Annotated in this window: 2 protein-coding genes and 1 pseudogene; 1 reads left to right on the top strand and 2 read right to left on the bottom strand. The window is 41.9% G+C overall.

The window, feature by feature from the left end:
- A pseudogene (locus IM462_RS21155) lies at positions 1-101 on the top strand (IS200/IS605 family transposase); the annotation flags it as partial.
- A gap of 223 nt (positions 102-324) precedes the next feature.
- On the opposite strand, the gene IM462_RS01160 reads toward IM462_RS21155, so the two are convergent.
- Both IM462_RS01160 and IM462_RS01155 read right to left on the bottom strand, forming a co-directional pair.
- Positions 325-4,362, bottom strand: coding sequence for a serine protease (locus IM462_RS01160; protein ID WP_287714764.1), 4,038 nt, complete (start codon positions 4,360-4,362; stop codon positions 325-327).
- A gap of 231 nt (positions 4,363-4,593) precedes the next feature.
- The gene (locus IM462_RS01155; RefSeq protein WP_287702057.1) at positions 4,594-7,056 is read right to left on the bottom strand and encodes a CHASE2 domain-containing protein; all 2,463 of its coding nucleotides are present in this window, start codon (positions 7,054-7,056) and stop codon (positions 4,594-4,596) included.
- Positions 7,057-7,063: the final 7 nt, after the last annotated feature.

The following is a 7,063-nucleotide window of genomic DNA, read 5'->3' as shown; positions in this document are numbered from 1 at the left end:
TAGGAAAGCATGGGGATGAAGGTATGATAGCGAGATATGTAAAAGAACAAGATAAAGAATACCTGCAGCTACACCAAAATCTACAATTGAGTCTATTTTGATTCTGATACCCCGTCCGCTTGCGGCGGGGTAGTTCATTTCGGCATATAAATCACCACGACTACGGATTATAGTAATCATAGCAATTATCGTCGATTGGGTTGACCCAAGGAAACCCAACAAAAAGATTCAGACGGATTTAGGTGTTGGGTGTTGGGTTTCGCTTTCCCTGAGAATTGAGAGGTTTTCCTTAACATATTTATTCGCTCAACCCAACCTACGAAACTACTGATTAACATAATTTTTTAGTTCAGGATGTGCTAATAATTTTTGAACATCAGCAAAAATTTTGTTTGTCCGTAAAATCTTTTTGAGGAAATCAATATTGGCAAGTTGAGAATTAATACTTAAAGCACTTTCAGCGAGTTTTAATGCTTTATCTTTTTCGCCTTGATGATAAAAAGCAACGGCTAAAGCTAATTGAATTTCGGCTGATTGATTGTTAATTATTAGTGCTTTTTCCCATTGTTTAATTGCTTCACTTATTGACCCTTGTTCATACTTAACTAAGCCGATGCCCATCATAGCAAACCAAGCATTTTTGTTAATTTTAATAGCTTTGTTGTAATCAGAGAGGGCTAATTCGTATTTTTGTTGGAGATAGTAAAGATTCCCCCGATTGTTGTAAGCCTCAACTAAATTAGGATTAATTTCAATAGCTTTGTTGAAGTCAGCTAAAGCTAATTCGTCTTTTTGTTGGTAATAGTAAATACCCCCCCGACCTAAGTAAGCCTCAGCTAAATTAGGATTAATGTCAAGAGCTTTGTTGTAGTCAGCTAAAGCTAATTCGTATTTTTGTTGGAGATAGTAAAGATTCCCCCGATTGCTGTAAGCCATAGCTAACTTAGAATCAAGTTCAATAGCTTTGTTCCAGTCAGCTAAAGCTAATTCGTATTTTTGTTGGTTATAGTAAATACTCCCCCGATTGTTGTAAGCATTAGCATAATTAGGATTAATGTCAATGGCTTTGTTGTAGTCAGCTAAAGCTAATTCGTATTTTTTTTGGTAATAGTAAAGCTCCCCCCGACCAAAGTAAGCCATAGCATAATTAGGATTAATTTCAAGAGCTTTGTTGAAGTCAGCTAAAGCTAATTCGTATTTTTGTTGGAGAAGGTAAATACCCCCCCGACCTAAGTAAGCCTCAGCTAAATTAGGATTAATTTCAAGAGCTTTGCTGTAGTCAGCTAAAGCTAATTCGTATTTTTGTTGGAGACTGTAAATACTCCCCCGACCTAAGTAAGCCTCAGCTAAATTAGGATTAATTTCAAGAGCTTTGCTGTAGTCAGCTAAAGCTAATTCGTATTTTTGTTGGAGACTGTAAATACCCCCCCGACCTAAGTAAGCCAGAGCCAAATTACGATTAAGTTCAATAGCTTTGTTCCAGTCAGCTAAAGCTAGTTCGTATTTTTGTTGGAGAAGGTAAAGAAGCCCCCGATTGTTGTAAGCCACAGCATAATTAGGATTAATGTCAATGGCTTTGCTGTAGTCAGAGAGGGCTAAATCGTATTTCTGCAAGTCTTTGTAAAGATTCCCCCGATTGTTGTACGTCTCAGCATAATTAGGATTAATGTCAATAGCTTTGCTGTAGTCAGAGAGGGCTAAATCGTATTTTTTTTGGTTAAAGTAAAGAAGCCCCCGATTGTTGTAAGCCACAGCATAATTAGGATTAATGTCAATGGCTTTGGTGTAGTCAGAGAGGGCTAAAATGTCAATGGCTTTGGTGTAGTCAGAGAGGGCTAAATCGTATTTCTGCAAGTCTTTGTAAAGATTCCCCCGATTGTTGTACGTCTCAGCATAATTAGGATTAATGTCAATGGCTTTGCTGTAGTCAGAGAGGGCTAAATCGTATTTCTGCAAGTCAGAGTAAAGATTCCCCCGATTGTAGTAAGCCTTAGCATCATTAGGATTAATGTCAATGGCTTTGCTGTAGTCAGAGAGGGCTAAATCGTATTTCTGCAAGTTATAGTAAAGATTCCCCCGATTGTAGTAAGCCACAGCATCATTAGGATTAATGTCAATAGCTTTGCTGTAGTCAGCTAAAGCTAATTCGTATTTTTTTTGGTCAGAGTAAAGATTCCCCCGATTGTTGTAAGCGTTAGCATAATTAGGATTAATTTTAATGGCTTTGTTCCAGTCAGAGAGGGCTAAATCGTATTTCTGCAAGTTATAGTAAAGATTCCCCCGATTGCCATACCAAGCAGCACGGGGAGCGAGATCAATTGCCTGAGTAATCGCCGCTAATCCCTCATCATAGCGTTTTAATTGACTTAATACTACATATTTCTCGTTATAGTGATTGGGGTTATTGGGAAACAGAGAAATCGCCTGATTAATCACCGTTAAGGCTTGCTCATAATTTTCTAAATAGCGATAAACAACACTTTGCTTTTGTAAAATACTACTGTGAAAGTTCTTTAAATCTTCCCGTTTAGGTAAGGTATTAATCGCTTGTTGCAAAGCTTCTATAGCTGTTTGATATTTACCTAAATAACCTAACGCCAATCCCTTCCCATACCAGGCTAAATAGACATTCTTGGGGTCATTTTGCTTAATCGCTTCATCAAAGGCTTTAATTGCTTCCTCATGCCTCCGTAACCGCCATAATTGTCCTCCCCTTTGTATCCAAATATCCGCCTTCGCATTGGTATTAGGGACAATAACACCAGTAATCGCTTGAATAATTTCTTGTTGTTGTTGCGGACTAACTTGGGGTTGAGCAGTGGTTAATAATTGCGGTTTTACCTTCAATCTTTCTTGCAATCCGATAAAAGTGCTAATGGGAATCCCTAAACTAAACCCTAGCTGAATTTTCCCTACCCCTGCTGTTTCCGAACTTCCATGAATCCCTATTACTCTCCCCTGAGAGTCTAAGACTGCACCGCCACTCATGCCCCCAAATGTGATGCTGGTATAAACTAATTCATAGCCTCCGGTTAAAGAAGCAACACTTTGTAATGTTCCTCCTTGTTCATTGCTTAAGTCACTTTGGCGGGTTTGTAGTAATCCCCCTTCTTTATCGTGAATTGTACCGCCACTAAACAACCATTTCGAGGGATTGTCGCCAATTTTGGGGAAGCCTGCGGCAAAAACAAAATCACCGGTATTTGGGTTATAATTCGCTATTTCCGCAACGGGATAATTGTCCAGGCTTTCAAACTGAAAAACTGCTAAATCTACCCCTTTCTGCCGGATGATGGTGCTTTTCTCGATGTTTCGAGTTTTGCCGTCGCTGGTGACGACGGTGTAGGTGTAATCAGCACAGCTGGCGGTGCGTGCCATTTCTCCGCAAAGGACGTGATCGGCGGTTAGGACGGTGTAAATATTCCCTTCTTTAGCGATAATTACGCCACTTCCATTGGCAATTACGCCACTTCCATTGGCTTTACTGCTACTATCAATCCGCACGGTGAAACCCTTGGCTTTTGTTTCTAATTCGGCGATATAGTCAGTAGGGGCGGTGGTTTCTATATCGGGGTTCACCTGCGGTAGGGGTAGGTTATAGGCGCTGAGGATTTCGGGACGGATGTAGGTTAATAGGGTATTGATAGAAATGCCCCAATTAACCGCTCTCATCTGTTGGATTTCTGCGTCTGTGGGTTTTGTGCCGTCTTCGTAGATGTAGTTAGAGAGAATCGGATGGGCCGATCGCCCGTTAAGGCCGATTAACTCCCCCTCGACAAAAATGCCGCCGCCACTCATTCCCTGCACGATATCGCCACTATAACCGACGCTGTAGCCATCCCGGAGGGGTCGATCGCTCACCTGTTCGAGGGTTCCCTTTGTCGTCCGATACTGTCCCGTTTCGGCAACATATCCCGCGGCCACCACTTCTAAACCGATGCTGTTTTGATTGATGGTAAACTTCGCGATGGTGGCGATCGAATAGTCCCGGGTATCGCTAAACTCCAGCAGAGCGAGATCTTGATTCTCCGATAGGGAATTGGGGACAATGCGGGCCGCACGGCTGTGGCCGTCGTAAGTTTGTACCTGTAGGGTTTTCGTGTTGCGGGTAACGTGGGCGTTGGTTAGGATAAGGTAATTATCGCCTTTTTTAGCGATAATCGTCCCCGATCCCCGATTTGTCTCGCTAGTAATCTTAACGGTGACTCGTTGTAGGAATTGCTCCTCGGTAAGCTCCCGATCGCCCTGTGCCGTCAGAATGGGATGATTAGAAATATTTCCGGCAGCCGGGGTGATAAGGGTTAACCCGGGTTGAGGCAGTAGGGAGAAAAGAAGGATGAGGGCGATCGAAGGTTTGATCATGGCTGTTACCTAGAGTTTGCTGAATAAATGTGAAATGTAGGCAAGGTAAGAGTTTTGTCGTTTTTCTCGTGAAATAGGTGCAAGATTTTGAGAGAATCGTGCTTCAAAACCTTGCGTCTTCATCGGCCCGGGTCCTGTAGGGGCGAAGCATTCGGGCAATAACCTATCGGTGAAACCGGAGATTTTCTATCCGAATGCTTCGCCCGTACTTTTTCAGCAAGCCTTACCTAGCTATTTTAAGTAGTAAGAACGAAGAAAAAAGAAGATACCGGAGGTGGTGAGAAGTGCGATCGCTGGGGGAATAATCGGAACCCAGAGACCGAAATAACTAAAGAGAAGCCAACCGATACCAGTAAGGGAAATCACAGCGATCGCCACTGTCAAAAGTATCGTTTTTACCCGAAGAAAACGCCACGTTAATAATCCCCCCACCAGGGACCAACCCAACACCCAGAAAGCCTCCTGTAGGGGATTCCAGAAAGCGATCGAGGTACGTTTTCCTTCCATTGTATCGAGAATTTGACTGACCGCGTGCGCGTGCAAATAAACCCCCGGAATTGCTTCCGATGGGTTGCGACTAAAGGGGGTTAAAAAATCATCGATCCCGGGTTCTGTTACTCCAATCAGGACAATTTTTTCCCGGACTGATTCGGAATTAAAACGCGGATCTAAAACCTGTCGGAGAGATTTTTTCGGGGCAATTTTGATGATTGCATCGATGCCATTATCGGCGATTCGACGGTAAGCGAGCATAACTTGACGGCCGGATCGGGTATCGGATTGACTGGTTCTATAGGGGCCGCGGTTGGATTGTAGCCAGTCACCGAGATGAGTATCCCCGATATTAATTTCTAGAATTCCCCGCTGCAGTTTATTGCAGTCAAAATCTTGATTCTGGGATTCTAGATATCGTTTGGCAATTAGGAGACTAAAACTAGGAGCATAATCTTTAAAATTACAGGACATTGAGTCAACTTTGGCCAAAGAATCCGGGGGAAGACAGGGAGAGGTGCGATCGAGTTTTGCCTGATATAAAAAACGACGAATTCGGGGAACTCCGGCAATGGTTTCGTCTGGGACTATGTTACTAAAACCACTCTGATTTTTTGGCAGTTCCGGTGGTGGGGGAAATCCGTCCGGTTGCGGGTAATTATTAAACTTACAAATCGAGATAAAATTAGGAGTATTTTGTAATTGTTTGGCTAGGGGTGGATAATCTTGACTGGCAGCGATGGGACGGAGGATATCTAAGGCGATAATTTGCGGTTCGTAGGGCAGTAATTTATTTAAAAGCTGCGATAATGCTTCTCCTGCGAGGGAACGTTTTTGATCGCTTCCTGGTATTGTTGGTCTTTTCATACCCATGCGATCTTGATAGGCCCAATCTTGGCGATCAATGGTAATAATTAATAATCTTTCATCGGGTTTATCTTTGGGTTTTAGTTGCATCAGACGATCATAAATATTTAATTCTAAGGGTTCTAAAATTCCTGTTTCTCTTATTGCTAAGACTGTCATCGTTACGGCTAAACCTAAACCGAAAGTTAGAGCGAATCGTCGCCAATTTTGTTGTTTTTGAGGGGAGTTACTGAAACTATGCCAAGTGGGGGGTTCTTCGGTGGGATTGGGGCAAACTACGGGCAGCCAACTGGCACAGGGATAGTCTTTTTCCCAGTCATCGTGGAGATTTTTTTGGGCTTCATGTACGGCGCTATAGAGAGATTTATTATTGGTAAAAGCGGTTAAAAAGTATTGCAGAAATTTGGGAGAAACGGGATCGGGTAATTTCTCGCGCATAAAGATTAGATGGGGTAATGCCATACCTTTTTCCCGGGATAGTTGTTGTGCCAAACCGATACCATCACAGGAGTTAAATATCGCTAACTTTAACCCGTTTTTAGTGGCTTCTCCCAGGGAAAAGCTAAAATCAGCTATCTTTAATTTATGAGTTTCTGTTAGTTGAATTTCGCAATCTTGCCCATCTTCTGTACTGGCACTATGACCGCTAAAAAAGAGAATATTCCAAGTTTCTTGACGCAATAACTGATTTAATTTTTGCGGGTGAGGGGCTTTTTCCCAGATAATTTCTGCTCCTGCTTTTCCCGCAATATCGTCTAAAGTTTTGCGATCTTCTTCGAGAAATCTTAAGTCGGTGGCATAGCCTAAAATGGCTAAAATCCGAATTTTTTCATGATTTTTTAATTGTCTGGTTAAGGTATCGTATTCCGAGACAATAATGGCTATATCTGCGCCAGTATTTTGGAGGATTTCCCATTTTTCCCAGGGGAATCTTTGCAGCCAAATATTATCGGTTTGTAACCAGATACGAAAGTTATTGCCAGAGCGCAGAATTGCGGTTTTGATCGGTTCAAATTCTGGGCTATTATTCAACCATTTGTTTAAGTTATCCTCAAATAATTTGGCTTTTTCTTGGCAGTTTTTAAAAACTAAACTCTGCTGAGAACTATTGGTAATTTGTTGGGGATTGCTATCTTTTAAGACTTTAAAAAATCCCTCTAATTCACTATAGTGACGTTGCCATTGACGGTAAAAAGTTAATAACTCTAAATTAGCTGGTAGCCTTGCTTTGATCACAGTTTGGGGACGAGAATTAAGATCGGGACGAATTTCTAATTTTACTTTAAATCCCCGATCAAATGTGCCATCTAGTTCGAGAGTTAAGAGTTTAATCATTAAGTTT

Origin of the sequence: Microcystis sp. M144S2 (assembly GCF_020246065.1) — a bacterium.
Taxonomy (GTDB): Bacteria; Cyanobacteriota; Cyanobacteriia; order Cyanobacteriales; family Microcystaceae; genus Microcystis; species Microcystis ichthyoblabe_A.
Note: the sequence above shows the minus strand (reverse complement) of the source record. Positions and strands in the feature narration are given on the sequence as shown.